27 protein-coding genes are annotated in these 23,876 nt (G+C 64.0%); 10 read left to right on the top strand and 17 right to left on the bottom strand.

All coding sequences use genetic code 11. The features are described from left to right. Positions 1-37 precede the first annotated feature (37 nt). The 8 genes from P8Q88_RS08465 to P8Q88_RS08430 form a co-directional block, all read right to left on the bottom strand. Complete coding sequence (locus P8Q88_RS08465; RefSeq protein ID WP_278323413.1) at positions 38-961, bottom strand: helix-turn-helix domain-containing protein; 924 nt, start codon at positions 959-961, stop codon at positions 38-40. 86 nt (positions 962-1,047) lie between these two features. Then, on the bottom strand, positions 1,048-1,938 hold the full coding sequence (locus P8Q88_RS08460) for a helix-turn-helix domain-containing protein (protein ID WP_278323412.1): 891 nt from the start codon (positions 1,936-1,938) through the stop codon (positions 1,048-1,050). An 87-nt stretch (positions 1,939-2,025) separates the two neighbouring features. Then, positions 2,026-2,895 (bottom strand): helix-turn-helix domain-containing protein, encoded by an 870-nt coding sequence (locus P8Q88_RS08455; RefSeq protein WP_278323411.1) that lies wholly within the window; start codon positions 2,893-2,895, stop codon positions 2,026-2,028. 118 nt (positions 2,896-3,013) lie between these two features. Further along, a complete protein-coding gene (gene rplT, locus P8Q88_RS08450; RefSeq protein WP_278323410.1) occupies positions 3,014-3,373 on the bottom strand; it encodes a 50S ribosomal protein L20 in 360 nt (119 codons plus the stop codon). A gap of 30 nt (positions 3,374-3,403) precedes the next feature. After that, positions 3,404-3,607, bottom strand: a complete 204-nt coding sequence (gene rpmI / locus P8Q88_RS08445; protein WP_278323409.1) for a 50S ribosomal protein L35 — start codon at positions 3,605-3,607, stop codon at positions 3,404-3,406. Positions 3,608-3,730: 123 nt separating this feature from the next. Further along, positions 3,731-4,483 (bottom strand): SDR family oxidoreductase, encoded by a 753-nt coding sequence (locus tag P8Q88_RS08440; protein ID WP_278323408.1) that lies wholly within the window; start codon positions 4,481-4,483, stop codon positions 3,731-3,733. 1 nt (position 4,484) lies between these two features. Beyond that, the gene (locus P8Q88_RS08435) at positions 4,485-5,243 is read right to left on the bottom strand and encodes an SDR family NAD(P)-dependent oxidoreductase (RefSeq protein WP_278323407.1); all 759 of its coding nucleotides are present in this window, start codon (positions 5,241-5,243) and stop codon (positions 4,485-4,487) included. A gap of 25 nt (positions 5,244-5,268) precedes the next feature. After that, positions 5,269-6,087, bottom strand: coding sequence for an inositol monophosphatase family protein (locus tag P8Q88_RS08430; protein WP_446532551.1), 819 nt, complete (start codon positions 6,085-6,087; stop codon positions 5,269-5,271). 136 nt (positions 6,088-6,223) lie between these two features. Between P8Q88_RS08430 and P8Q88_RS08425 the strand changes: the two genes are divergently transcribed. Continuing rightward, positions 6,224-7,180, top strand: a complete 957-nt coding sequence (locus P8Q88_RS08425) for a helix-turn-helix transcriptional regulator (RefSeq protein ID WP_278323405.1) — start codon at positions 6,224-6,226, stop codon at positions 7,178-7,180. Positions 7,181-7,188: 8 nt separating this feature from the next. Then, complete coding sequence (locus tag P8Q88_RS08420; RefSeq protein WP_278323404.1) at positions 7,189-8,160, top strand: helix-turn-helix transcriptional regulator; 972 nt, start codon at positions 7,189-7,191, stop codon at positions 8,158-8,160. A 30-nt stretch (positions 8,161-8,190) separates the two neighbouring features. On the opposite strand, the gene P8Q88_RS08415 is transcribed toward P8Q88_RS08420, so the two are convergent. Together P8Q88_RS08415 and glpX are read right to left on the bottom strand one after the other, a co-directional pair. After that, the gene (locus tag P8Q88_RS08415) at positions 8,191-9,126 is read right to left on the bottom strand and encodes a ribose-phosphate pyrophosphokinase (protein ID WP_278323403.1); all 936 of its coding nucleotides are present in this window, start codon (positions 9,124-9,126) and stop codon (positions 8,191-8,193) included. Positions 9,127-9,309: 183 nt separating this feature from the next. After that, the gene (gene glpX, locus P8Q88_RS08410; RefSeq protein ID WP_278323402.1) at positions 9,310-10,299 is read right to left on the bottom strand and encodes a class II fructose-bisphosphatase; all 990 of its coding nucleotides are present in this window, start codon (positions 10,297-10,299) and stop codon (positions 9,310-9,312) included. A gap of 98 nt (positions 10,300-10,397) precedes the next feature. Here glpX and P8Q88_RS08405 point away from each other — a divergent pair, with 98 nt between their 5' ends. Beyond that, the gene (locus P8Q88_RS08405) at positions 10,398-10,829 is read left to right on the top strand and encodes a hypothetical protein (RefSeq protein WP_278323401.1); all 432 of its coding nucleotides are present in this window, start codon (positions 10,398-10,400) and stop codon (positions 10,827-10,829) included. Beyond that, a complete protein-coding gene (locus P8Q88_RS08400) occupies positions 10,826-11,410 on the top strand; it encodes a hypothetical protein (RefSeq protein WP_278323400.1) in 585 nt (194 codons plus the stop codon). The genes P8Q88_RS08405 and P8Q88_RS08400 overlap by 4 nt, the downstream gene beginning before the upstream one ends. Here the strand turns inward: P8Q88_RS08400 and P8Q88_RS08395 are convergent. Further along, a complete protein-coding gene (locus tag P8Q88_RS08395) occupies positions 11,364-12,662 on the bottom strand; it encodes a homoserine dehydrogenase (protein ID WP_278323399.1) in 1,299 nt (432 codons plus the stop codon). The two genes, P8Q88_RS08400 and P8Q88_RS08395, sit on opposite strands and share 47 nt — an antisense overlap. A gap of 142 nt (positions 12,663-12,804) precedes the next feature. Next, on the bottom strand, positions 12,805-13,635 hold the full coding sequence (locus P8Q88_RS08390) for a hypothetical protein (RefSeq protein ID WP_278323398.1): 831 nt from the start codon (positions 13,633-13,635) through the stop codon (positions 12,805-12,807). A 368-nt stretch (positions 13,636-14,003) separates the two neighbouring features. On the opposite strand from P8Q88_RS08390, the gene P8Q88_RS08385 reads away from it, so the two are divergent. The 6 genes from P8Q88_RS08385 (at position 14,004) to P8Q88_RS08360 (ending at position 17,804) form a co-directional block, all read left to right on the top strand. Next, positions 14,004-14,681 (top strand): TonB family protein, encoded by a 678-nt coding sequence (locus tag P8Q88_RS08385; protein WP_278323397.1) that lies wholly within the window; start codon positions 14,004-14,006, stop codon positions 14,679-14,681. A 55-nt stretch (positions 14,682-14,736) separates the two neighbouring features. Beyond that, positions 14,737-15,555, top strand: a complete 819-nt coding sequence (locus P8Q88_RS08380; protein WP_278323396.1) for a MotA/TolQ/ExbB proton channel family protein — start codon at positions 14,737-14,739, stop codon at positions 15,553-15,555. An 83-nt stretch (positions 15,556-15,638) separates the two neighbouring features. After that, complete coding sequence (locus tag P8Q88_RS08375) at positions 15,639-16,169, top strand: ExbD/TolR family protein (protein ID WP_278323395.1); 531 nt, start codon at positions 15,639-15,641, stop codon at positions 16,167-16,169. A 44-nt stretch (positions 16,170-16,213) separates the two neighbouring features. Then, the gene (locus P8Q88_RS08370; RefSeq protein WP_278323394.1) at positions 16,214-16,651 is read left to right on the top strand and encodes an ExbD/TolR family protein; all 438 of its coding nucleotides are present in this window, start codon (positions 16,214-16,216) and stop codon (positions 16,649-16,651) included. Between the two features lie 189 nt (positions 16,652-16,840). Next, positions 16,841-17,269 carry an ExbD/TolR family protein gene (locus P8Q88_RS08365; RefSeq protein ID WP_278323393.1) on the top strand — a complete coding sequence of 143 codons (429 nt, stop codon included), beginning with the start codon at positions 16,841-16,843 and terminating at the stop codon, positions 17,267-17,269. Continuing rightward, positions 17,259-17,804, top strand: coding sequence for an ExbD/TolR family protein (locus tag P8Q88_RS08360; protein WP_278323392.1), 546 nt, complete (start codon positions 17,259-17,261; stop codon positions 17,802-17,804). Before P8Q88_RS08365 ends, P8Q88_RS08360 begins: the two co-directional genes overlap by 11 nt. Here P8Q88_RS08360 and P8Q88_RS08355 read toward each other — a convergent pair. Genes P8Q88_RS08355 through P8Q88_RS08335 form a run of 5 tightly spaced genes read right to left on the bottom strand, consistent with a single transcriptional unit; the run spans position 17,801 to position 23,722 of the window. Next, positions 17,801-20,287: a ligase-associated DNA damage response DEXH box helicase gene (locus P8Q88_RS08355; protein WP_278323391.1), complete on the bottom strand. Its 2,487-nt coding sequence runs from the start codon at positions 20,285-20,287 to the stop codon at positions 17,801-17,803. The two genes, P8Q88_RS08360 and P8Q88_RS08355, sit on opposite strands and share 4 nt — an antisense overlap. Positions 20,288-20,340: 53 nt before the next feature. Continuing rightward, on the bottom strand, positions 20,341-21,186 hold the full coding sequence (locus tag P8Q88_RS08350) for a DUF2059 domain-containing protein (RefSeq protein ID WP_278323390.1): 846 nt from the start codon (positions 21,184-21,186) through the stop codon (positions 20,341-20,343). A 22-nt stretch (positions 21,187-21,208) separates the two neighbouring features. Then, the gene (gene pgmG / locus P8Q88_RS08345) at positions 21,209-22,615 is read right to left on the bottom strand and encodes a phosphoglucomutase/phosphomannomutase PgmG (RefSeq protein WP_278323389.1); all 1,407 of its coding nucleotides are present in this window, start codon (positions 22,613-22,615) and stop codon (positions 21,209-21,211) included. Further along, positions 22,605-22,913, bottom strand: coding sequence for a J domain-containing protein (locus P8Q88_RS08340; protein WP_278323388.1), 309 nt, complete (start codon positions 22,911-22,913; stop codon positions 22,605-22,607). Before P8Q88_RS08340 ends, pgmG begins: the two co-directional genes overlap by 11 nt. Then, the gene (locus P8Q88_RS08335; RefSeq protein WP_278323387.1) at positions 22,913-23,722 is read right to left on the bottom strand and encodes a division plane positioning ATPase MipZ; all 810 of its coding nucleotides are present in this window, start codon (positions 23,720-23,722) and stop codon (positions 22,913-22,915) included. Before P8Q88_RS08335 ends, P8Q88_RS08340 begins: the two co-directional genes overlap by 1 nt. Positions 23,723-23,876 lie beyond the last annotated feature (154 nt).

Raw genomic sequence — 23,876 nt, 5'->3', positions numbered from 1 at the left:
TCTTGCGCGGCTGCCTCTAGCGGGAAGCGGCCAAATGCTAAAGCCCAGTTTCGGACTGGATCGGCCGGGCCGGATCGTAAAGGCCCTGCATGGTAATGCCGCTGCGGCGGTGCGTCACTGCCACCGCCGCTGCCACGATAGGGTGTTCGCGCCGGGCATAGTCGCTCGGCGTCATGCCCATGGTCGCGCGGAAATCGCGAATGAAATGCGCCTGGTCCCAATAGGCGGTATCGAGCGCATTGATCCAGCTCAGCGACGGGTCGAGCATGAACTTGCCAAGGCTGCGCAGGAACCGCTGGCGGCGCAACAGAATGCGCGGAGGAAAGCCGAACCGCTTCTGCGAGAAACGGATGAAAGTGCGTGCATTCATGTCGTGGCGCTCGGCAATGGCGGCCACGCTCGATTCGTGATCTGTGAGAAGAGCGCGGTGGATTGCCAGAATTCTCTCGTCTGCCGGTGGCCGTTGGGCCAGCATCCGTCGCAAGGTCGCATTGACGAGGCTTGCCGCCCGGACGATATCGTCGCCGATGTCGCGCAGGTGGTCCAGCATATCGCACAGCGCGTCAGGGATACCGGCGGTGCGCACGTCCTGAAACCGGTTCACGCAGCTGTCGACCGGCATGTCCACAAGCTGCGCCCATCCGGTTGGCGTCAGGCCCATGCCCCAGAAACTGCCTTCGCTGATGCGCAGGTGCGTCACCCGGTCGGTCGGGCCCGAGATAATGGCGGCAGGGACGTCGGCCATCTCCCCATCCCCGATTGCCGCGGAATATTCGGTAGCAGTTCCGGTCCGCAGATTGGCTTCCTCGGGTGGCAACCAGTCCTCGACCGACGCGCCAGGTGGCACGATCATGCGGTAAAGTCCCGCGACGAAGGGCGCGAGATCGGCGGGCGGGGCCACCAGGCGCAGCACCAGACGGTCCGAAACGAAATCCGTCGTGAGTGAATCGGCATCCGCCATCGCCATTGTCAGAAAGTGCCCCGCCGGGCCGCGGCGCGGCCCATCAAGTGGCTGGGTCTGCTACGTTTCAAGACGGCAGGCAAGGTTCAGGCGGCCGGCGGCCGGTGAAGCACTTGCACCGCCTCACCCGCAATCGCCTTGCGGGCATGGACGGCGGCACCCAGCACCGGGTGGGGTTGGCGCGCATATTTGCTCGGGCTCGTTCCCATGAATTGCTTGAAGTCGCGGACGAAATGCGCCTGATCGTGATAGTGGCTGTCGAGCGCATCGATCCACTTGAGCGAGGGGTCGAGCATGAATTGGGCAAGGCTGCGCAAGAATCGCTGGCGGCGCAGGAGGAGTTGGGGCGGAAAGCCGAACACGTTTTTGCTGAGCCGCTCGAGCGAGCGCGTCCCGATGCCCGATTTTTCCGACAGCGCCGCCACATTATGCACTTCGCGATCGACGAGGGCATGTTCCAGCCGCACGATCTCGGCATCGCGCGGCTGCGGCGCGGTCAGCAGGGTTCTGAGCACGTCGACCAGGCGATCGCGAAAGCTCTTCGCCGATTGACCATCGCGCTCGTGACATGCGGCCAGAGCACCAAGGCGGGCAAGGTCGCGTTCTTGCGCCAGATCGACGAAGCGGTCGGCATATTCGCAGGCCGGGGCATCGACCAGCCGCGCCCAGCCAAGTGGCAAAAGCCCGATTCCCCAGCTGCGAGCGCTCTGGGCCCGGAAGCGGACGGCATGGCTGGTAGGGCCGACGAGAATACTACGTGGTACCGGGGCGAGCGGCCCGCCGCCGATCCCGGCCTCGATTTCGCCTGCGGTGATGAGCCGGATATTCGCCCATTCGGGGTGTAGCGCATCCTCAATGGGTTCGCCTTGCGCACCGGTAATGTCGAGCTGGTATATCGTCGTGACGAAGGGTGCGAGGTCGCGTGGCGGCAAAAAGAACCGCAGGCGAACCGCATCGCCAGGCTGAGCGAGGCTCATCGCGGCGCTCCATTGTGCTTGCTGTCGGGAAGACCGGGATCGATCATCGCGACAAACAATAGCAAACTGCGACGGATTGAATGCAGCCTAGGCGATATTGTCCCGTTTTCGGACAGGCAATCCCCACACGCGCTGCCTTTCCGCCAGAAATGCGCTCATGACCGGATGTGGCATCGCGGCGTATTCGCTCGGGCTCATGTCCATGAAGTGTTTGAATTCGCGTACGAAATGAGCCTGATCGTGATAGTGCAGGTCCATGACCGAGGTCCATCTGCGCTGTTCGATCATATAGGCCGTCAGCACGCGAACGAGACGCTGGCGGCGCAGCAGAACGCGCGGACTGAAACCGAAATGCTGGCGGCAGATTCGCTCCAGCGTGCGCTTCGACATGCGCACGCGCGCGGCGAAATCCTCGACCTTGGTCAGGAAGGCATCGCCCATCGCGTCGTGCACTGCGGCGATGCGCGCGGCATCGCGGGGCATGCTGGTGGTGTCGCGGAGTAGCTGCATCGCTTTGGCAAGCTGTGCGTCGGGATTGGCAGCACCGGCGCAGAAAATGTCGCACAGTGGCACGAAGGGCGCGAAGGCTGCCTCTTCCTCGCCATCGCTCGCGACATTCACGTAATCCGCGGCGCGCCGACCGATGAAGCGCGCCCAGCCGATTGGACTGAGCGCCAGCCCCCACATGCGGGCGCGGCCGATCTCGAACGGGGTCGGCTGCGCGCTCGGCCCGGTCGCCTGGAAGCGCTGCGCACCTGCCGCATTGGGCCGGAGGCTGCCGGCGAGGTCGCCTTGGTCGGAAAAGAAGCGCATGTTGGCCCATTCGGGCACCAGGCAATCGGTGACCGTCTCGCCCGCCGGCACATCGACCGTCATGTGATAGATCATCGTGAAGCAGGGCGCGATATCCGCCGGAGGCGCGAAAAAGCGTACTTCGATGTGGCATTCGCCAGACACGCGACTCTCCCCCAAGGCCACTATCCTACCGTGGCTTGGCCCGATGGCCAAAGGCCCATGCAAAAAGGGCGCCCGGTGCGGACGCCCTTTTCATAGAATTTCAGCTTTACCGGCGGGTTTACGCCGGCAGTGCTTTCTTGGCCTGTTCGATGATCGCCTTGAAGGCAGCGCCTTCGTTCATGGCGAGATCGGCCATGACCTTCCGGTCGAGCTCGATGCCGGCCAGCTTGGTGCCGTGCATGAACTGCGAATAGGTCAGGCCTTCGGCGCGGACCGCGGCGTTGATGCGCTGGATCCACAGGGCGCGGAAGCTGCGCTTCTTAACCTTGCGGTCGCGATAGGCATACTGGCCAGCCTTTTCGACGGCCTGACGCGCGACGCGAATGGTGTTCTTGCGGCGACCGCGATAGCCCTTGGCCTGGTCCAGAAGCCGCTTGTGCTTGGTGCGGGTAGTAACCCCGCGCTTAATACGTGGCATGCTGTTGTACTCCTAAAAACGCAGACGGGCTCAGTCGAGGCCGTAGGGGGCCCACTTCTTCACCGCTTTCCAGTCGTTTTCGGACAGGACGGTGGTGCCGCGGTTCTGGCGGATGTACTTCGCATTGTGGCTGATCAGGCGGTGACGCTTGCCGGCGACACCATGCTTGACCTTGCCGGTCGCGGTGATCTTGAAGCGCTTCTTCACACCGCTCTTGGTCTTAAGCTTGGGCATTTTCATCTCCTTTGCAGAGACACGTCCGACCAGCCCTGGCAGCCCTTTCGGCCAGACCGGCGGTGATTCACGTGTCGGTGAAGGCCGCGCATCTAGCGATTCTGCGCCGAAATGCAAGCGCCGTCAGAAATGGGTGACGTAGCCCCCGTCCACGATCAGAGTGTGACCCGTGACATAAGATCCGTCGTCCGAAACGAGGAATGCGACGGCACCGGCGATCTCGTCCGGCCTGGCCCATCGCCCGAGCGAAGTTCGGCGCGCAAGGTGATCGGCGATGTCGCTCGATCCCTCGAACCACTCCGCATTTGCCTCGGTCAGCACGAAGCCAGGCGCTACCGCATTGACCGTGATGCCTTCCGGCCCGAGTTCCGCCGCCAGCGAGCGGGTCACGCCGTCGAGTCCCGCCTTGCTCGCGGTATAGGACGCGTCGCCCCTCGCGATCTCGCTGGCGATCGAGGTGACATTGACGATCCTTCCGTGCCCGCGGGCCCGGATCAGCGGCACGGCCCTGCGCGCAAGGTCGAAAGGCGCGACGAGATTCGTCCGCAGCAACCGTTCCATGTCGGCCCGCTCGATTTCCGCGTAGCTGCGCCGGTCGCGCTCGCCGGCATTGTTGACGAGGATGTCGAAACCGGTGGCGCGTTCGATCCGCTCGAGCGCGGCGATGCAAGCCTCCTCGTCAGTGATGTCGAAAGCGAGCTGCCGCGCATCGCCCTCGATCGAGGAAGCCGCCTCGGTAAGCGCAGCCCGGTTCCGCCCCCCGAGCCAGACGATGGCACCCTCGGCCGCCAGGCGCCGCGCGATCTCCAGCCCCATACCGCGCGCTGCGCCTGTCACCAGGGCCACCCGGCCGCGAAGTCTGCCCCCCAGGTCCATGTCAATCTTCGTAGATCATCTTGCGGGTCATGCCACCATCGACGCTGAGGTGCTGGCCGGTGACGAAGCCGGCGCGATGGAGGTACTCGACCGCCTCCGCTATGTCTTGCGGTGTGCCAACACGGCCCGCCGGGTGTTGCCGGCGATCGATCGGACGATGGTCCGGCTCGTGCTGCTCGCCCGTCTTCTGCCACGGCCCGGTCTCGATCCAGCCCGGGCGGATAGCATTGACGCGAATGTCCGGTCCGAGCGTGACCGCCATGGCATGGGTCAGCGCGTCGAGTCCGCCCTTGGCCGAGGCGTAGGCAAAGCATTCCGGCTCGCTCATGACCGCGCGCGTGCTCGAGATATTCACGATGCTTGCCCCGCCGTCCGCGCGGCGGAGCAGGGCGACCGAGGCGCGGCTGCACAGGAAGGCGGCGGTGAGGCTGGCATCGATCCAAGCCTGCCAGTCGGCCAGCGCAAGGTCTTCGAGCGGTCCGCAATAGGGATCGGCAATTCCGGCGTTGTTGACGAGGCAATCGAGTGGCGCATCGCCCAGCCACTCACCGATCCGCGCAAAGGCGCGCTTTACTTCGCCTTCCATGCCGACGTCGCAGGTGAGCAACAGCGCCCGGTCCGCCGGCAGGGCCTTGCGCAGTTCGGCAAGCGCGCCGGCATCCTTGTCGAGCCCGATCACGCGCCATCCCGCACCGTGAAAGTGCATCAGCGTGGCGCGCCCGATGCCCGCACCCGCGCCGGTAATGCATATGGTTTTCATGCCGCTCAAACGACCGTGGCGCGGGTCAGTGCCCAGGGTCCTCAGGGGAAGACTGACTGTCGATCCCACCCATGGCTTCGAGCACTTCCTCCAGCCGCGCCGGCTCGCCCAGCGCCAGCACCCTGCCGTCGCTATTGGCGTCGAGCGGGTGGCCCTGCCAGTCGCTCATGGTACCGCCCGCCCCCTCGACCACCGGGACCAGAGCGGCGAAGTCGTGCAGTTTGAGGCCGCTCTCGATCACGATGTCGACATGGCCCGACGCAAGCAGGCCGTAATTGTAGCAATCGCCACCATACACCGGCCAGGGCCGCTTGGGATAAGCCTTCGCAACGACGCGCAAATAGGCATCCACATCCTCCTCGGCGAAGGCATGCGGGCTCGTCGTGGCGACCGATGCGCCTTCCAATGCGCGACAGGCTCGTGTCTTTACTGGCTTGCCATTGAACATCGTCGGCTCACCGATCACGCCCACCCAGCGCTCACCGAGGATCGGCTGATCGATTATCCCGAGCACGGGCCAACCGTCTTGCAGCAGAGCGATCAGTGTGCCGAAGATCGGGCGGCCTGCGACGAAACTCTGCGTGCCGTCGATCGGATCCAGCACCCATTGCCGGGCGGCATGCTCACGCGTGGCACCATATTCCTCGCCGATGATCCCGTCATCCGCTCGCTCGCTCTCCAGCAGCTGCCGCATAGCCGCTTCGGCGGCACGGTCGGCTTCGGTCACGGCTGAATGATCCTCTTTCTGCTCGGCCCGCCAGTCCCCCCGGAACAATGGGCGAATGGCGTCCCCGGCAGCGTCTGCCAGGCGGTTGGCGAGGCGGATGTCCTGCGAATTCGGCATGGTGCGCATTTGACATGTGCATCGGCGGGGTCAAGAAGGGGTCGCAAAATAGCTCCACCCTTCGTGTCGCAATGAAACGGGGAGCATTGTGACAGGCAGGTCCGCGACCAGGCGCCAGATAGGCGAACCGGAGGCTATGGCCGACCGGGGGCTGGTATCGCTTACCGGGCGTACGCCCGACGGCAAGCCGCTCGCCTACAGCCGCGGCCCCGCGCCCGATCTTGCGCCGTGGGTCCATTCCCTTGCAGTTGCCGATGTCGTCGAAACAACCGGCGAAGCGCAGACCTGCGCCTTCTTCTCGGAAAATGCTGCCATCCGGGTCTTGCTTAAGGGGCGATGGCACCTTCAAACCGACGATGGTCCGCTATCGTTCGACGCGGCCGAGAGCAGTCGGATCCTCTATTTCGGGCCGCAGACACGGATCATGCCGCTGCGCGTCGAGGGGCCCTTCCGCTTTATCCAGATGCAGTTCCGGCCGGGCACCAATGGCACCGAACCAGCGATTCCGCTGGCCGATGCAGTCGATCGGGTGCTCCCTTTCGACGGCGCTGTCCCGCAGGAAAAGCGCGGGTCATACTTCCGCGAAGAGGACGGCCGCGACCGATGGCTGGACATTTTCGAGACTGTCGCGCGGCAAGTGCTCCTGCCGCTGGTCGCCGAGGCGCCGCCACCGATGATAATCGATTTCGAGCGGCACCTCCTGGCTGACCAGTCGCTCAACCTCGAGGACTTCGCCCAGCGGCACGCCGTCAGCCGCCGGACCTTGGAGCGCGCCGTTTTCGCCGCCTTCGGCATTAGCCCCAAAGCCGCACTGCGGCGGGCTCGGGCACTGGATATGGCCGCCGCGCTGCTGGGTGTCGCCATGCCGGAGGAAGATGCCGAATTCCGGCTGCGCTATTTCGACCAGGCGCATATGACCAAGCAGATAAAGACCTATTTCGGCATGTCTCCCGGAACACTGTCCGCTTGCGAGGCACATCTTCTCAGGATCGACCTGGAAATCCGGCAGATGCGGCGGCTTGCCATCATGCAGGAACTTGGGCTGAGCGATGTTCCCTGGCGTGCCGATGGTCCCGAGCACCCCCGACAATGAAACACCACGTGCCCATACGGTCGAAAACGGGGACGACGCATGATGGAGCTCCCCTGGCCCTGGCACGCGAACCCGCAAAAGATATCGAACCGTGGTTCTATTGGATCAGCGTTGCCGAAGGGGATATCGCCGCGGACACTACCGTTTCCTGCAGGATGCTGGGCGATCAGGCATGCATGCGCCTGTTATGGGGCGGAACCTGGACAGCAGAGACGCTGGACGGAGTGCAGACTTTCGTACCCGGCGACGAAGGCATCACGCTTTACTTCGGCACTCAGACCCGCGCCATGCCGATCAGTGTCACCGGGTCCTACAAGGTCGTAACGATTCACCTCACCACGGGCGCCCCACCGGTACTGGGGGGACCGTCGCAAGCGGCGCTGACCGATCGTATCGTCATCCATGAAGACCTCGTGGGCCATGGCCACTTGACCAGCAAGGTTCCCACGCAGGCTCCCTACGAAGATTGGATCGTGGCAGTCGAGATGCAATTGCGGAGGTTCCTGGCCACCACTTCGCGCAAGCTGCCCGATCCCATCTCTGTCGGCTTCGAACGAGAATGCCTCGCCTCGCCCGATTTCATTATCGGCGATTTCGCCGATGCTCTGGGCGTTTCGTGCCGCACAGTTGAGCGCACGATAAAACGGGATTTCGGGATTTCCCCCAAGCTGGTGCAACGCCGCGCGCGAGCGCTCGACATGGCCGCCACGCTTCTCGGCGTGGCGCGGCCCGAGGATGAGCCGGAGGCGCGCCTGCGCTATTTCGACCAGTCGCATCTCATTCGCGAGATCCGCCGGTTCTTCGGCATCCGCCCGGGCGAACTCGTCAATGGTGCCCACCCCTTCCTCCGCATGACGATCGAGACGCGGCAGCGGCGGCGGCTGAAGGCGCTGGAAGAACTGGAAGCAATCGAAGCCAGCGGTGTTGCGCCCTGGCGCGACCCGGTGGCAGAGCCCGAAGGCTTTGGCCGCGCGAAGTGACGCCCTTGCGGCAGGTAGTCCCGGGGTCGGCTAGTCGAACAACGAGCTGACCGAGCTTTCGTCGGCGATGCGCCGGACCGCCTCGCCGATCAGCGGGGCGATGGTGAGAATACGAATCCGCTCGGAATCCTGCGCCGCATCGGTCGGGCGAATGGTGTCGGTAATCACCAGCTCCTTGAGCGCCGACCCGTCGACGCGGGCCACCGCGCCGCCCGAAAGCACGCCGTGCGTGATATAGGCCGCGACCGAGCTCGCGCCCTGGTCGAGCAGGGCCTGCGCCGCGTTGCATAGCGTACCGCCCGAATCGATGATGTCGTCGATCAGGATGCAGTGGCGGCCCTTCACCTCGCCGATGATGTTCATCACCTCGCTTTCGCCAGGACGATCGCGGCGCTTGTCGACGATGGCCAGCGGGGCGTTGTCGAGCCGCTTGGCGAGCGCGCGGGCGCGCACCACGCCGCCGACGTCGGGCGAGACAACCATGAGATCCTGATCGCCGTAGCGCGCCTGGATGTCGGCCGCCATGACCGGCGCGGCATAGAGATTGTCGGTCGGAATATCGAAAAAGCCCTGGATCTGGCCGGCATGAAGGTCGACCGAGAGGACGCGATCGGCACCGGCTTCCGTGATCAGGTTGGCCACCAGCTTGGCCGATATCGGTGTGCGCGGGCCGGGCTTGCGGTCCTGTCGGGCGTAGCCGAAGTAGGGGACGACCGCTGTAATCCGCCGCGCCGAGGCGCGCTTCAGCGCATCGATGCAGATCAGCAGTTCCATGAGATTGTCGTTCGCCGGATAGCTGGTCGACTGGACGACGAAGACGTCTTCGCCGCGCACGTTCTCGTGGATCTCGACGAAGATTTCCTCGTCGGCGAAGCGGCGCACCTGCGCATCGACAAGCGGCATTTCGAGATAGGCCGCAATCGCGCGGGCGAGCGGCAGGTTTGAATTGGCGGCCATGATCTTCATGCACGAATCCCCGTCGGCTGGCTGTGGCAACCGCCTACCCGAGCGTCATGGAAACGCAACATGGGAGGCACGGTTTTGAAGAGGTGATTTCCTTGTTGCTTGCGGTCAGGACATCCGTCCTGGCCTTGCTGCTCCGAGCAGCCGCAAGCCTTCGACCGATGTCGAAGGTGCACGCGACAAGGATCACCTGCTTCTATGCTCGCCCTTCACCCAACGGATGGTGCCCGAGCTTGCGCGCATCACCACGCTTTCGGTCGTCATCCGGCCGCCGCGAAGATATTTGACGCCTTCGAGCAGCGAGCCGGAGGTCACGCCGGTCGCAGCGAAGATGCAGTCGCCCTTCACCAGATCATCGCGCGTGTAGATTCGGTCGAGGTCCTCGATCCCCCATTTGCGCGCACGGGCTTTCTCGTCATCGTTGCGAAAGACGAGGCGGCCGTTGAACTGGCCTCCCACGCAGCGCAGAGCCGCCGCGGCGAGAACGCCTTCGGGTGCGCCGCCCTGGCCCATGTACATGTCGATCGTCGTGTCCTCGTCGGTCGTCGCGATCACGCCCGCAACGTCGCCGTCGCCGATCAGCACGACGCCGCAACCGATGTCGCGAAGCTCGGCGATCAGGTCGGCATGGCGCGGTCGGTCGAGCACGCAGACGATGATGTCGGAAGGTTTCACGCCCTTGGCCTTCGCCACTGCCTCGACATTCTCGGTCGGCGACTTGGCGAGGTCGATGATGCCATCGGGATAGCCGGGCCCGACCGCCAGCTTGTCCATGTAGACGTCGGGCGCGTTGAGCAGGCAGCCCTCTTCCGCTGCTGCCAGAACAGCAAGCGCGTTCGGACCGGCCTTTGCGGTAATGGTCGTGCCCTCGAGCGGATCGAGCGCAATGTCGATCTTCGGACCCTTACCGGGCGCGCCGCCAACCTTCTCGCCGATATAGAGCATCGGTGCCTCGTCGCGCTCGCCTTCGCCGATGACGACGGTGCCATCCATGTAGAGCGTGTCGAAGGTCTTACGCATTGCCTCGACCGCGGCGGCATCGGCCGCTTTCTCGTCGCCACGCCCGATCAGCTTTGACGCCGCGATCGCCGCAGCCTCGGTCACGCGGACCATTTCGAGGACCAGGACCCGGTCAAGCGGATTGTCTTCAGGCTGGGTGACGGAATGGGAGTTCATATGAGGTTCAGTCCTTTGGCAGCTATCAGCCGGTGGGCACGCGGGCCTGAGTGCTTGCATAGGTATGCGCGAAAGTCCGGTAAACAGGGAGCGAGTGATTGTCGAGCCGACTGTTTCTCGCAGCGCCGGTGGCTCTATGGGCAATTCCGGCGGAGCTGGCTGCTCAGGAAACCAGTCGAGCGCTGATCGGACCTTTATCGAAGGACCATGAGCGCGACTGCCAGCGTCGACAGGATGCGGCGATTATATCCGGAGAGATCGTGGTGTGCGGCGACCGTGCCGATCATGACCGGCACCGGCTCGATCCGGACGGTGATGGCTTACGGCAATTTGCCGAGCGCACCATGAACAAGGGCCTTGGCCTGGCTCCCGATTTTGCAGCTCCGCCCTGTGTTCCCAACCTGCTGACTTACTGCCCTGAGTTCGGCGGGCCGCCTGGGCCCGCGGTGATCGTTGATCTTGCGGCCCTGCCCGAGGCGCCTCCAGGGTCCGCCGCCGATCGGATTGCGCGGGGAGAACAGCCTCGATGAGACTGATCCTCATCTCCGTCGCGCTTGTCGCCTTCGCCAGCCCGCTCGCCGCGCAGGAGGCGCTGGAGCCTCAGCAAGGCACGCCGCCAGAACGGATCGACATTCTCATCGATCAGGCAGATTTCGAAGGCCCTCTGGAAGACTGCAGTGCCGAGCAGGAGGCGGCCGCGATTTCCGGCGAAATCATCGTGTGCCGGCGGCGCGGCGATCCCGCACGCTATGGCTACGACAAGGAGGCTGCAGAGCGTCGCTATGCCCGGAAAACGATGAACAAGGGTGACCCGCGTTCACCCGACGTTTTCGGCATTCCGGATCACGGGGTTGTCGCGGCACGGGGGTGTTTCGTCCCCCCATGCCCCCCGCCGCCCGCCTATTTCATCGACGTGGAGGCGCTGCCCGAGGCACCTCCCGGCTCCGACGCCGATCGCATTGCCCGCGGGCTTCCGCCGCTGGGTCGCGATGCCGCGACGCCGCAGGCCGCTTCGCAGGCGCGGGCCGAGCAACTCGGACTGCCGCCGGTGCCGCAGGGCGAGATTAATCCTTCAGAATCGGCATCACCAGGGGACGAGCCGCAAGGTTAGCCGAGCCTTCGAGGAGGGCGAGCGCCTCGGTGACGCAGTGCTCCGGCCCCTCGTGGGTCACCATGGCGACCTGGACCGCACCGCCATCATGGTCGCGGCCGCGCTGTATAAGGCTTTCGATCGACACTCCGGCATCGCGCATCGCCGCGGTGATCTCGGCAAGCACACCGGGCCGATCGGCGACAGTGAAGCGGATATAGTCACGCCCCCTGCGTTCGCCGGGATCCCCGGGTTCCGCGCTGCCCAGCTGATCTACGGGTACGGAAAAAGGCGCTCCTGCCTGCCCGCGCGCAATATCGATGAGATCGGCGACCACCGCGCTTGCCGTAGGTCGATCGCCTGCCCCGGCGCCCTGGAACAGGAGGCGGCCTGAAAAATCGCCCTCCGCCACTACGGCATTGGTCGGGCCGGTAACCGCGGCTAGCGGATGGCGGAACGGCACGAGGCAGGGGCGGACGCGCTGCAGCAGCCGCCCGTCGCCCTCCATGCTGGCGATACCGACCAACCGGACGACATAGCCCAGCGCATCGGCCTGGGCGATATCGCTTGCCGTGACCTGCGTGATCCCGGCACAGCGCACGGCTTCGAAATCGATCCGCGTCCCGAAACCGATGGCCGCAAGGATGGCGAGCTTGTGGGCCGCATCGACTCCCTCGATATCGAAAGTGGGGTCGGCTTCCGCAAAGCCCTGCTCCTGCGCCGCGCGCAACATGTCGTCGAAATCGGCGCCGGTGCGCTCCATTTCGGAAAGGATGTAATTGCAGGTGCCGTTGAGAATGCCATAAATACGCGTCAGCGCATTGGCCGCGGTCCCCTCACGCAGGCCCTTGACCACCGGAATGCCACCCGCGACGGCCGCCTCAAAGGCGAAGGGCGCGGAGTTGATCGCGGCAAGCTCGGCGAGTTCCATGCCGTGATGCGCGACCATTGCCTTGTTGGCAGTGACGAAGCCCTTGCCGGCATCAAGTGCGGCGCGCGCCAGCGTCAGAGCCGGACCGTCCGACCCGCCGACCAGTTCGACCACCACGTCGACATCGCTGCGTGCTGCCATGGCCTGCATGTCGTCCACCCAGGCGAATGGCGAAAGATCGACACCGCGATCCTTGGCGCGCTCGCGGGCATTGACCGCGACGACTTCGATAGCCCGCCCCGCACGCCGTTCGAGCACCTCGCGATTGGCATCGAGCAGGCGGATAACGCCGGTGCCAACGGTGCCGAGGCCGGCAATGGCGATGCGCAAGGGCTCAGCCATTGGGGTTGCCTCGGTCGATAAGTTTTCGACGGCGATCTGCGCAGCATCTGGTCATGGGGCGCAGCCCTAGCGCAGCGGCCGGTTCGATTGGAACCAGTTTGTCTTGACCGCCCTCAGTCTCGCCTATTGCAGCCCGGCCAGTTCAGCTGCGCGTACGCGGGCAATCGCCCAGTTGCTCGAGCACCAGGGCATAGTCGCGCTCGGCCAGTTGCCGGGCGCGCGGGTCGGTCGACAGGTTTGCCTCACCCGGCAGGCTCTCCGGCAAGAAACATGCAAGGCGATACCATTCGATCGTCTCGCGGCGTGGCGGCCGGGCCGCCTGATCGACGATCTCGGTCCAAGAAACGCCCCAGCGCGGAGCCTGATCGGGCCGCCGGACCACCGTAACTGAGACAGGGCCGTCCTGCTCGGTATCAAGGAAGAGCTGCGTCTCCGATTCGCCGACCAGCGTGCCCTCGACCGCCAGAGCATCGCGTACCCCCGTCACACGCGGCGGGGCGGTCGGCGACAGGAGCGACGCAAGCACCGAGCGCACGCTGTCGGCAAAAGGTTCGGAATAAGCGAATTGCGCGTCAGGCTCGACCAGCTGGATAGTACCGGGGCTTGAGGGAACCGGGCGCGCAAACAGGAGCACATCCTGCTTTTTCAGCTTGGGTGCCTTGCCCTTCTCGGTAAGCGGCAAGTCGACCAGATAGCGTAGAGATTCGCCCACTGGCGCGGTTCCCGCGATTAGGGCTGTCGTCCGCGCTTCGACATAGAGCCGCACGTGTCCCGGTTCGAGGCCGGGGGACCGCTCGGGCTCAACCGTGGCCTGATCGCGAATCTCGGCCCGTACGACCAGCGGCGCAGTATCGGCGAGGTCGACGATGTCGGCATAGGTCAACGCTGGCGAGGTCGGCTCCTGGGCGGCCGACGGCACAGCGGCAAGAGCGGCGGCGAAAGCGAGCGAGGCAAAAAGCGCGGAGCGATACATCTAGATATCCAGCTAGTTTGAGCCCGTGGGGCAGAGGCCCGAGTCGGTAATGACGCGCAGGACCGGTCGGTTCCCTTCCATATTACAGGCAAACGCACTGAATCCGCCCTTAACCGACAAATGGTTTGCGGAGCACGGTCATCGTGGGTAAGGGGTCAGGCGGGCCCAAGCCGTGATACAATGTTGCTTGGGGGAGAGGATTTGGGGTTTCTTTCGGGAACTTCGGGTCTTCTGCGTCGCTTCGACTTATGGGTCGCAGCGACGTCTTGAATGAAAAACGAGGCAGCGGGTCGCACGTGCGAAGCACCTCCCGCAAAGCCTCTAGATTCCGGCTACGGCCGGGACGACCGATGGAGTGAAGCGACCGAATGGCATATGCTGACCAACAGATGAGCGGCAATCGCATTGTCGCGATCATCATTGTTGCCCTCATCCATATCGCTCTCGGTTATGCCCTCATCACCGGCCTCGCATACAATGCGGTGCAACAGGTGGTGGAGCGCGTGACCACGATCGATATCGAGGAGCCGCCGCCGCCGGAGCCGGAGGACGAGCCTCCGCCGCCGCCTGAACCCGACACGGCACCGCCGCCGCCGGTGGCCCCGCCGCCGCCGATCAGCATCGCGCCGGCACCGCCGCCGATACGCACGCAGCAGACGATTCCGCCGCCGGCACCGCCTGCGATCCGGATTCCGCCGCCGGCACCCGCAGCGCCTCCCGCGCCGCCGCCGCCTCCTCCTGCGCCTTCCAAGGCCAAGGGCGCGACGCCGAAAGGTCAGTCGGGCTGGGCGCGTCGTATCCAGCAGAACTATCCTCGTCGCGCCGAGCGCGAAGGGACCGAGGGCAATGTCGGCGTAACCGTGACCGTCGGAACCGACGGACGCGTGGCAAGCTGCTCGGTGACCAGCTCCAGCGGATCGAGCGACCTCGATTCCGCCGCATGTGACGGCATGACACGGTATGCTCGTTTCGACCCGGCGCTCGACCGGGCGGGCAATCCGATCACCGACACATACCGCACGACGATCGTTTACCAGCTCAACTAGGGTTTAGCCGTCGCCACAGGCGGCCCCTGCGAATTACGTAAGAGGACTACTCGCTATGACCTTTGAAATCCTTGCTGCCGCTGCCGATGCGGCCCCGCAGAACTCCTTCGGCTTCCTGGAAGCCATGGAACAGGGCGGCTTCGTCGCCTGGTTCATCCTCGGCGTCATGGTCATCATGTCGGTCGGCTCGTTCTACATCCTGTTCACCAAGATGTTCGAACAGCGCAAGGTCATGAACCAGTACAAGGCTGTGCGGTCCAACTTCTGGAAGACCAACAGCCTCAAGGAAGGTGCCACCAAGCTGGACAAGAACAGCGCCTGGCGCCAGCTCGTCGACGACGCCATTCTGGCCGAAGACCAGCACTCCAAGATGACCGACAAGCTCGAAGCGCATGACTGGATGCACGGCTCGCTCGCCCGTTCGGAGGATTCGATCAACTCGAAGCTTGCCAGCGGTCTGCCCTTCCTCGCTACCGTCGGCGCAACCGCACCGTTCGTCGGCCTGCTTGGCACCGTGATCGGGATTTATCGCGCGCTGATCAACATCGGCATCGCCGGTTCTGCCTCGATCGACAAGGTCGCGGGTCCGGTTGGTGAAGCTCTGATCATGACCGCCATCGGCCTGCTGGTCGCGGTTCCGGCCGTGTTCGCCTACAACTGGCTCCAGAGCCGTAACAAGCGCATCGCCGAGCTGCTCAACGCTTTCTCGACCGATCTGCTCGCCAACATCAACTCGAACGGCGCCGTGAAGCCCGTTGCCACCACCGCCACTGCGCGCACTTCGGCCGCTGCGGCGAAGCCGGCAACGACCAGCACGACCGCGACCAAGCCCGCTACCACCAACCCCGGTGCCAGCGGCGCGATCAAGAAGTAATTCGGCCGGCGGCGGGGAGTTCATCGGGCTTCCCGCCGCGCCGATCGAATCACTTAGCGCAATTAAACGATAGGATTTGAACCATGGCGATTTCGACAGGAGGAGGCGCGGAGACGCCGATGTCGGACATCAACACCACGCCGCTCGTGGACGTGATGCTGGTGCTTCTGATCATCTTCCTCATCGCGGTCCCGGTCGCGATCCAGACGATCGAGAAGCTCGAGATTCCCGTATTCGAATCGGTGGAATCGAAGGACAAGGTCGAAAACTTGCTGCTGACCGTCAGCACGACCGATGCCGCAGGACGTAGCGCAGGCGAACCCGGCTTTGAAGGAGCGGCGCGCAATGGCCAATGCCGCGTCTACTTCAACAATATCTCGCCGGTGACTTCGGAAGAACTCTACGACCAGGCTTTCGAGCGCCTCGATGCGATCGTGCAGCGGGCTGGTGGCCCCGAAGCGATCATGGAGGATCCCGACGCGATCCCGCAGGTGCATATTCGCGGCGACGTGAATGCGCCGTGGTCCTGCGTGGCCGGCGCAATCTACAATGTTCAGGCGGCCGGTTATCCGACCGTTGGCTTCATCTCGAACCCCGTGGACCCCAACGGCTAACGTTGGAACACCGGTAGCGAAGTAAGACTCAGGAGTACCCCAGTATGGCTATGTCAGGCGGCAAGGACGATGGCGCGCCGATGATGGAAATGAACATGACGCCGTTGATCGACGTCCTGCTCGTGCTCCTCATCATGTTCATCATCACGATCCCGGTCGCGACCCACGCGGTCAATATCGACCTCCCGGCACCCAGCCCCACTCCGCCCGATGTCATTGTCGAGCCGGAGAAAAACAAGCTCATCCTGACGCAAACGGACGAGATCCTGTGGAACGGGAACCCCATCAATGACGGCCAGCTGCGCACGCTGCTGACCCAGTCGACCCAGATGGCGGTTGAGCCGGAACTCCAGTTCGAACCCGAGGCTCTCGCCAGCTACGATCTTGCCGCACGTGTGCTGCAGATCATCAAGGCGAGCGGGGTAACCAAGTTCGGCTTCGTCGGAAATGAACGCTATCGCACCTTCGGCACTGCCGGATAAGGACGCGAGACAAGCATAAGAGAATGAGAAGGGGCGGAGCGATCCGCCCCTTTTTGTTGTGTGCGGCCAAAAGGAAGGTCGTCGAACCAGCTGCCGAGCTTGATTGGGGCATAGGGTTGCCGCTCTCATTCTAAGGCTTGCATCCCTCGCGCCTCTGTGATGTTATCACATTGCAATAAGGAGATGGACATGGCCTATCCGCGTCGTCGATCACCCGTCGCAGCCTCGCCGATGTCTCAGATGAACATCACTCCGCTCATAGACATGATGCTCGTCCTGCTCATCATGTTCATCGTAGTGATCCCCCTGGCCACGCACGCGTTGCAAGTGCCTCTTCCCACCGGCAAAGGCCGTTTCGACATCGCCGCGACCAACACCGTGCACATTGACACGCGGGACCGGCTGCTCTGGAACGACCAGGCCCTCAATAGCCAAGAGCTTCTGAACCAGATGGCCAGTGCGGCAGCCCTGCCCGATCAACCCCTGATCCGCTTCGAACCGCACCCGGCGGCGAGTTACGACCGCTCGGCAAGGACCATCGCGTTGATCAAGGACGCCGGGATCGACACATTCGCTTTCGCCGGGAATGAACGATACCGGACCTTCGATGCCGAATAGGTCCCACTGCACTCGGGTTAGCTACAAGCGCTGTCGTCACGGCGATCCGATCCGCTGGCTCGGCATGGCGCCGCATGCGGGCGTCCTCCTGATTGCGGCGACACTTATCCTCGCCACTTATGGTGCTCGAACGCATGCGCTGGTCGTCGACCTGCCGCTACCCTATCCTGCAGGCTACATTGACCCGCTGTCCCCCGCCTATGATCGTATTACGATCGATCCCGGCGGACAGGTGCGGTTCAACGGCACGCCAGTCCAAGACCGTGACCTGCATGACATGCTGATGGCGCGCCCGAGCGGTCCGGCACAGGTGAGCCTGCTATTCGAGCCGGATGGCATGGTGCCATATCCCCGCACCCTGGAGATACTGGGTCTGCTTCAGGCCACCGGCAGCCTGAAAGACTGTTTCCTGTTCGGCAACATCTCGCAATTTGGGCAGTATGATCGACCAGAAACCTTCGCGGAGCTTGCCCCGGCCCAGCCGCGCAGGTGCTTCGTCCCACCGCCAGTCCCCGATATGCCCACGTACCGCTAGTCCTCGATAGCCTCCATACCGTCGACCCTCATCGCGGCGCCGGCGAGGCTTTCGGCCTCCAGCAGCAATTCATCATCGACGGCCCCCTGCGGTGTTGCCTCACGGCCGATCATGACCATTACCGGCACGGCGAGCGGGCTGACGCGATCAAGTTCTACATGGACCAGCTCTTCCGCCGACCGGTCGAGCAGATTGCCGAGCCGCCCGACGTCGGTCATGCGCGTTCGCGCATCCGCCCAGGCGGCCTCCAGCAACACATGGTCCGGCTCGTATTTGCGCAGGACATCGTAGATCAGGTCGGTCGAGAAGGTCACCTGCTTGCCGGTCTTGCGCTTGCCCGGATGCTGGCGCTCGACAAGGCCGCCGATGACAGCGACCTCGCGGAACGCGCGGCGCAGAAGGTGCGAATTCTGCACCCACTCGATAAATTCATCCTGCAATATGTCGGGCGACAACAGGGGCGCAGGATCGGTGACAGGTTTCAGCCCCCACACGGCGAGGCTGTAGTCATTCGCCACGAAGCCGCCAGGCATCAGACCGCGATCCTCCATTCGCCGCGTGATCAGCATGCCGAGGCTCTGGTTCGCGTTCCAGCCCTCGAAGGTGTAATAGACGCTGTAGTGCCGCTTGGCGTGGGGAAAGCTCTCGACCAGCAACTTCCCGGGCCCCGGCATCTGGCTGCGCCAGTCCTGAACCTCCAGCCATTCTCGCACGTCGTCGGGAAAGCGCGCCCAGCCAGAGCGGTCGACCAGCATCTCGCGCACGCGATCGGCCAGATGCGTGGTCAGCGGCATGCGCGCGCCGCCATAGCTGGGGATCATCGCGTTCGACGTGGCCGCCCTGACCAGCACTTCCATGTCCTGCAGCTTCACCACCTCGAGGCTCATGCCGGCAAAGGCGAATGTATCCCCCGGGCTGAGTGATGAGGCGAAGCGTTCTTCGATCTTGCCGAGGCTTCGCCCACCCCGCCCGCGGCCCGAATTGATCCGCACCTCGAGCATTTCGCTGTCGATGATGATGCCCGCATTCATGCGGTGCCGCTGCGCCTGTTCGGGATGGGTGAGCCGCCAAACGCCCTCTTTGTCGCGCACGATGCGCTTGAATTTGTCATAGGCCTTCAGCGCATAGCCGCCGGTTTCGACAAATGAGAGCACGCGCTGCCAGACTTCCTCGTCTACCCAGGCATAGGCAATGCTCGAGCGGATTTCGGCGAGCAATGCGTTCTCCTGAAAGGGCGCGGCGCAGGCGCAGGCCATGACATGCTGAGCCAGCACATCGAGTCCGCCGGGGCGAAAATCCTCGCCATCGCGCTTGCCTTCGTCGACCGCCTCGCGCGCGGCGGTCGCTTCGAGAAACTCGAAGCGGTTGCCCGGCACCAGTAGCGCGCGGCTTGGCTGGTCCAGCCGGTGGTTGGCTCGGCCGATCCGCTGCAACAGGCGGCTCGAGCCCTTGGGCGCGCCCATCTGCACAACAAGATCGATATCGCCCCAGTCGACACCCAGATCGAGGCTGGCGGTGGCGACCAGCGCCCGCAGCTCGCCGCGTGCCATCGCACCTTCCACCTTGCGCCTCGCTTCGCGCGACAGCGACCCGTGATGAACCCCGATGGGTAGATTGTCCTCATTCACGTCCCACAGGTGCTGGAAAATATACTCCGCCAGAAAACGGGTGTTGGTGAAGATCAGCGAAGTGCGGTTCGCCTTGATCTGCTCGTAGAGTTGGGGGATTGCCCAGGTCGCCGCGTGCCCGCCCCAAGGGACGCGCTCTTCCACGGGCAGCAGGATTTCGACCTCCGCCGGTGCACCCGGTTCGCCCTCGACAAGCTCGACCGCTTCGATTTCGGCAGTGTCTCCGGTCGTCAGTGGCGCAAGCCATTCGCGAAACTTCTCCGGCTCAGCCACCGTTGCAGACAGCGCGGCACGCTGCAGCCCAGGTGCGATCGCCTGGAGCCGCGATAGGGCCAGCGCGAGCAGATCTCCCCGCTTGCCTATGGCGAAGGCATGCACCTCGTCGATCACGATCCGCCGAAGCCCCGCAAACAGCTCGAAGCTGTCCGGGTAGCTCAGCAGCAGCGAGAGGCTCTCGGGCGTCGTCAGCAGAACATTCGGTGGCCGGGTGCGCTGGCGCTTCTTGCGATCGGAGGGCGTATCACCGCTGCGCGTTTCGACCCGAATCGGCAGGCCGATTTCCTCGATCGGGGTCAGCAGATTGCGCTGCACATCATGCGCCAATGCCTTGAGCGGCGAGACATAGAGCGTGTGCAGTCCTTCGGGTGGCTCGGCACCGTCGAGCGTCGACGGCGCGAAAGCAGCCAGCGTCGGCAGGAACCCAGCCAGCGTTTTGCCTGCCCCGGTATCCGCCACCAGCAGGGCGTGCCGGCCCGCCTCGCTCGCACCGAGCATTTCGATTTGGTGGCGCCGCACGCGCCAACCCCGACCGGCAAACCAGTCGGCGATTTCGGTAGGGACAACAGGCTGTACCATGAGGCTAGAGCGCGACACGTCCGCAAGCGTTCCGCGCGCTGCCGTAGCCCGGGCTACATGCCCGCGTCGACGCCCTCACTCTCGACGGGCTTCGGCGGGAGCACCACCTCTGCGAGGCTGTCGACATCAAGACCCAGCAATTGCGCCATCCGTCGCCTTTGCGCCGTGTCGAGGTCCTCGTATGATCGCTCTTTGGGCAAGGAAGCCATCGCTTCCTTCATCGTGGCTTCCATATCGCCGAATCCGCTCATCATTGCCGGCAGCGCCTGCATGCTCGCCTGCATGACTTGCGGATCGGCGAACAACGCCATCTGCTCGCGAGCGTAGATCTCGCCCGTCGGAGTCGCAAAGAAGGCACCGATATCGGCCAACTGGTCTTGGTCGAACCGTACGGCATAAGCCTTCGACAGCCCGTCGCGCATCGGGTCTTCCATTACCTCGAACATGCCCGCCATCTGCCCCGTCAGCACATTGATGATGGCGTCAACACGGCGATCATGGGCGGGATCGAGCATTTCGAGCAGCTCGGCCTTTTCGCTCTCCTCGAGGTCGTCGAGAGCGCCGTCTTCGAGCGAGAGGCGCGCCGCAAGGATGAAATCGGGCGTAGAAAACATGGTCATCATCGGACGCATCATCTTGTCCATGACGTCGCCCATCATCTGGCCGTAAAAGCCGTCGGGCATCATCGTTTCGACAAGCGCTCGCGCCTGCGGGAGCCGGGCCTCCTGCGTGGCCGTGAGAGGTTCGGTCTGGAAGACCTGGCCCATCAGAGCACCAAATTCCGCGAGCTGCTCGCCCGTCAGGTCCTCGCCCGCAGCCGTGTCTTCCGCCTGAGCGCTCGCAGGTGCGGACGCCAGCAACATCAAGCCAGCCGCACCGGCCATCACGAATCTCTTCATCGACATCTCCCCTGATCCCAGCCTAGTGCCCGACGCTCTCGCCCCGTTCGAGGCCGCTGAGCGCGAGCTGCTCGTCGATCTGCTCCATCAGCCTGCCAAGCCCCTGTTGCGTCTCGCTTTCCGCACGCGCGACCAGCACGTCCTGTGTGTTCGAGGCGCGCAGCAGCCACCAGCCATCGGCGTTCGTCACGCGCACGCCATCAGTGCCGTCGACCTCGTCAGGGCTGTCCTTGAGCCGCTCCTTCACCTCTTCTATTGCTGCGAACTTGCGTCTCTCATCGACCTGGAAACGCATTTCGGGCGTGTTGATCATGTCGGGCATTGCACCACGTAGCTCGGTCACGGACTTACCGAGCCGCGCCGAAGCGGCGAGCAGCCGAACGCCGGCATAAAGCGCGTCGTCGAAGCCGAAATATTCATCGGCGAAAAACACATGCCCGCTCATCTCGCCGGCCAGCGGCGAGCCCGTTTCCTTCATTTTGGATTTGATTAGCGAATGGCCGGTCTTCCACATCTGCGGAGTGCCGCCACAGGCCGCGACGTGGTCAAAGAGGGCCCGACTGGCCTTCACATCGGCAATGATTACGGGCGCGTCATCACGCCTGGCCAGCAGATCCTCGGCGTAGATCATCAGCAATTGATCGCCCCAGATCACCCGTCCCTCGCCGTCGATCGCCCCGATCCGGTCGCCATCGCCATCGAAAGCGATACCGAAATCGAGCGACTTTTCCGCGACAAGTTTGCGCAGGTCCTCGAGATTGGCCTCGACCGTCGGATCGGGATGATGATTGGGAAAATTGCCATCGACTTCTGTGAACAGCAGGTGATGCTCGCCCGGCAGCCGCTCGACAAGTTGTTCGAGCGCCGGGCCGGCGGCGCCATTGCCCGCATCCCAGCCAACCCGCAGCGATGCGAGGCGGGCGGTGTCCACCCCTTCGAGAGCAGACACCATCTTGGCGATATAGGCGTCCATCACGTCGCGGGTTTCGACCGCGCCGGTCCCGTCGGCCCAATTCCCCGCAGCAGAGCGGCGGCCAAGCTCCTGGATGTCCAATCCGAAGAACGGACGCCCCTGGAATACCATTTTGAAGCCATTGTAATTGGCGGGGTTGTGGCTGCCGGTTATCTGAATACCGCCATCGATTTCGTCATCCGATGCTTCGGCGTAGTATAGCATGGGAGTTGGACCCATGCCGACCCGCACAGCATCGCAACCCGCCGCGGTAAGCCCCTCGACCAGCGCATGTTCGAGGATCGGCGACGATACGCGCCCGTCATAGCCGACTGCAACGCGGTTGCCGCCCGCTTCGGCAAGCATGGAGCCGAAGGTGCGGCCGATCGCGCGGGCATCGTCGGGACCGAGCGTTTCGCCGATGATGCCCCTGATGTCGTATTCCCGCAGGACTGTGGGGTCGAATTCATGGCTCATTGGGATGCTCCGGCGGTTCGTATGGCAGATCGTTCAGCAACAGGTCGCGTGCAGCGTTAAGGTCCTGCATCTGGGCATTGTTGCCACCCCTATCGGGATGGATCATCGCTGTCATGCGCCGATGCGCATCCCGAATTTCCCTGGCGTCTGCACGCGCTCCCACGCCCAGCAGCTTGCGCGCCCGGAAAAGCGCTTGCGAGCGCGAATCCGGACCGCGCAGATATTCCCACGGCCAGCGACCCAGAAGCCAGCGGCAGAGCACGCTCAACAGCAGCGCCAGGGCGATCAGACGCAGCATCAGGCTGCGCTTTCGGCTGGCTGAGGAAAGGCCGCGCCGGGCAGGTTGAGGCTGGCGATGAGCGAGCGCAGCTCCTGCCGGGCGACCAGGTGGCTCGTGCCGAGATCACCCAAATGGCCCTTGTCCAGCAGCGTAAGGCCGGATGGGAAGAGCTCGCGATAGATCACGCGTTCGGAAAGACCCTTGGCAACGCGAAAGCCGACGCGGCGCGACAGCTCGCCCAGTGCCTGCTCGATCCGTGCCATGTTGCGCGCCTCCGTATGGCCGGTGCGGTTGCGCACCACCACCCAGTCCATCTGGGGGCGCGCATCATCGATGGTGGCGCGGCTCCGCTTCAGCCGTGCCTCCCAGATTAGCTCGGCATAGAAGGACAGGCGCTTCACCTTGAAGCTCTCGCCCTCGACCTGGCCGATTAGGTCGAAATCGACGAAGCTGTCGTTCATCGGCGTGACCAGAGTATCAGCGGTGGTCGCTGCATGGCGGGCCAGCGGGTCATCACGCCCGGGCGTGTCGATGACGACGACGTCGGCACCCTGGGCATGTCCTTTCACAAAGGCCTCGAACTGGCTCTCGTCGATCCCGTCGACGACATGGCAATCCGCGGTCGGCACGGCGATCTCGCGCCGGTCCATGGTATCAGCCCGGTTCTCGAAATAGCGGCACATGGTGCGTTGCCGGTGGTCGAGATCGAACGCCGCGACCTGCGCGCCACGAAAGGCCAGCGCAACCGCGACGTGGACCGCGGTGGTCGACTTGCCCGTGCCGCCCTTCTCATTGGCGAAAACAATTCGGTGCGGCGTGCGCGACATGGAAAGCTGGATACCTGCGGTCTGTTATCGGTCTTTCGTCCCTAACCAGTCTGCCGGTGCCCCGCAACGCGGGGGCGCTATCTGGCCGAGTGTATTTTACACATGGCGCAGACATACAAGCCATTCGGACCGATCATGCTATCCCCGGCGGCAG

The sequence above is a fragment of the Qipengyuania marincola genome (assembly GCF_029688625.1).
Lineage (GTDB): Bacteria > Pseudomonadota > Alphaproteobacteria > Sphingomonadales > Sphingomonadaceae > Qipengyuania.
Note: the sequence above shows the minus strand (reverse complement) of the source record. Positions and strands in the feature narration are given on the sequence as shown.

What these genes read in the sequence shown, in the direction of transcription:
- P8Q88_RS08465 (WP_278323413.1), bottom strand. Translation starts at nt 961, where the DNA reads ATGGCGGATGCCGATTCACTCACGACGGATTTCGTTTCGGACCGTCTG.
- P8Q88_RS08460 (WP_278323412.1), bottom strand. Translation starts at nt 1,938, where the DNA reads ATGAGCCTCGCTCAGCCTGGCGATGCGGTTCGCCTGCGGTTCTTTTTG.
- rplT (WP_278323410.1), bottom strand. Translation starts at nt 3,373, where the DNA reads ATGCCACGTATTAAGCGCGGGGTTACTACCCGCACCAAGCACAAGCGG.
- rpmI (WP_278323409.1), bottom strand. Translation starts at nt 3,607, where the DNA reads ATGCCCAAGCTTAAGACCAAGAGCGGTGTGAAGAAGCGCTTCAAGATC.
- P8Q88_RS08440 (WP_278323408.1), bottom strand. Translation starts at nt 4,483, where the DNA reads ATGGACCTGGGGGGCAGACTTCGCGGCCGGGTGGCCCTGGTGACAGGC.
- P8Q88_RS08435 (WP_278323407.1), bottom strand. Translation starts at nt 5,243, where the DNA reads ATGAAAACCATATGCATTACCGGCGCGGGTGCGGGCATCGGGCGCGCC.
- P8Q88_RS08430 (WP_446532551.1), bottom strand. Translation starts at nt 6,087, where the DNA reads ATGCCGAATTCGCAGGACATCCGCCTCGCCAACCGCCTGGCAGACGCT.
- P8Q88_RS08425 (WP_278323405.1), top strand. Translation starts at nt 6,224, where the DNA reads ATGGCCGACCGGGGGCTGGTATCGCTTACCGGGCGTACGCCCGACGGC.
- P8Q88_RS08415 (WP_278323403.1), bottom strand. Translation starts at nt 9,126, where the DNA reads ATGAAGATCATGGCCGCCAATTCAAACCTGCCGCTCGCCCGCGCGATT.
- glpX (WP_278323402.1), bottom strand. Translation starts at nt 10,299, where the DNA reads ATGAACTCCCATTCCGTCACCCAGCCTGAAGACAATCCGCTTGACCGG.
- P8Q88_RS08400 (WP_278323400.1), top strand. Translation starts at nt 10,826, where the DNA reads ATGAGACTGATCCTCATCTCCGTCGCGCTTGTCGCCTTCGCCAGCCCG.
- P8Q88_RS08395 (WP_278323399.1), bottom strand. Translation starts at nt 12,662, where the DNA reads ATGGCTGAGCCCTTGCGCATCGCCATTGCCGGCCTCGGCACCGTTGGC.
- P8Q88_RS08390 (WP_278323398.1), bottom strand. Translation starts at nt 13,635, where the DNA reads ATGTATCGCTCCGCGCTTTTTGCCTCGCTCGCTTTCGCCGCCGCTCTT.
- P8Q88_RS08385 (WP_278323397.1), top strand. Translation starts at nt 14,004, where the DNA reads ATGGCATATGCTGACCAACAGATGAGCGGCAATCGCATTGTCGCGATC.
- P8Q88_RS08380 (WP_278323396.1), top strand. Translation starts at nt 14,737, where the DNA reads ATGACCTTTGAAATCCTTGCTGCCGCTGCCGATGCGGCCCCGCAGAAC.
- P8Q88_RS08375 (WP_278323395.1), top strand. Translation starts at nt 15,639, where the DNA reads ATGGCGATTTCGACAGGAGGAGGCGCGGAGACGCCGATGTCGGACATC.
- P8Q88_RS08370 (WP_278323394.1), top strand. Translation starts at nt 16,214, where the DNA reads ATGGCTATGTCAGGCGGCAAGGACGATGGCGCGCCGATGATGGAAATG.
- P8Q88_RS08365 (WP_278323393.1), top strand. Translation starts at nt 16,841, where the DNA reads ATGGCCTATCCGCGTCGTCGATCACCCGTCGCAGCCTCGCCGATGTCT.
- P8Q88_RS08360 (WP_278323392.1), top strand. Translation starts at nt 17,259, where the DNA reads ATGCCGAATAGGTCCCACTGCACTCGGGTTAGCTACAAGCGCTGTCGT.
- P8Q88_RS08355 (WP_278323391.1), bottom strand. Translation starts at nt 20,287, where the DNA reads ATGGTACAGCCTGTTGTCCCTACCGAAATCGCCGACTGGTTTGCCGGT.
- P8Q88_RS08350 (WP_278323390.1), bottom strand. Translation starts at nt 21,186, where the DNA reads ATGAAGAGATTCGTGATGGCCGGTGCGGCTGGCTTGATGTTGCTGGCG.
- pgmG (WP_278323389.1), bottom strand. Translation starts at nt 22,615, where the DNA reads ATGAGCCATGAATTCGACCCCACAGTCCTGCGGGAATACGACATCAGG.
- P8Q88_RS08340 (WP_278323388.1), bottom strand. Translation starts at nt 22,913, where the DNA reads ATGCTGCGTCTGATCGCCCTGGCGCTGCTGTTGAGCGTGCTCTGCCGC.
- P8Q88_RS08335 (WP_278323387.1), bottom strand. Translation starts at nt 23,722, where the DNA reads ATGTCGCGCACGCCGCACCGAATTGTTTTCGCCAATGAGAAGGGCGGC.